This is a genomic window from Rhizobium sp. UBA1881, assembly GCF_002338015.1.
Lineage (GTDB): Bacteria > Pseudomonadota > Alphaproteobacteria > Rhizobiales > Rhizobiaceae > Rhizobium.
The window spans coordinates 574-1,156 of sequence record NZ_DDHH01000123.1; the positions used below are offsets into that span (position 1 = coordinate 574).

Annotated in this window: 1 pseudogene; it reads left to right on the plus strand. The window is 62.8% G+C overall.

Going from position 1 to position 583, the window contains the following annotated elements:
- Positions 1–316, plus strand: a pseudogene (locus tag B3605_RS15200) (D-alanyl-D-alanine carboxypeptidase); the annotation flags it as partial.
- Positions 317–583 lie beyond the last annotated feature (267 nt).

Below are 583 nucleotides of genomic sequence, written 5' to 3' on the forward strand. Positions count from 1 at the left end.
CTATGGCGGCGCATCGCGCAGCGTCGAGCTTGTCGCTAAAAGCCCGATCAGCGTCTACATCCCCGTCAACAATCCCGACCGGCTTGCCGCCCGCATCGTCTATCACTGGCCGCTACCGGCCCCGGTCGAAGCGGACCGCGAAGTCGGAACGCTGCGGCTTTTCGCTGGAAGCAGACTGCTGCGCGAAGTACCGCTCTACACCAAAGCCGCGGTCGAGGAAGGCACTCTCAGCAGCCGCGCCGTCGACGCCGTGCTGGAGCTCGGCGAAACGCTGCTGTTTTCCTGGCTCTGGGATAAGCCGGCCGAGCCCACATGATCGCCATAGTCGCGTTTCACCTTGTGACAAAGCCGAGAGATCGACGCGAAGCGGTTCCGCTCGCCGTCATCTTCGGCTAGATGTACGGACGAGGTGCCGCTGGCGCCGATTGAGTGCAGGCCAAGATCGCAGGAACATATTGTTGTCATCCGCTACCGGATTGTTCGTTACGTTTGAAGGCGGTGAGGGTGCTGGTAAGTCCACCCAGATCCGTCGGCTGGCCGATGCCTTGCGCGCGAGGGGTCACGAGGTCGTGGTCACGCGCGA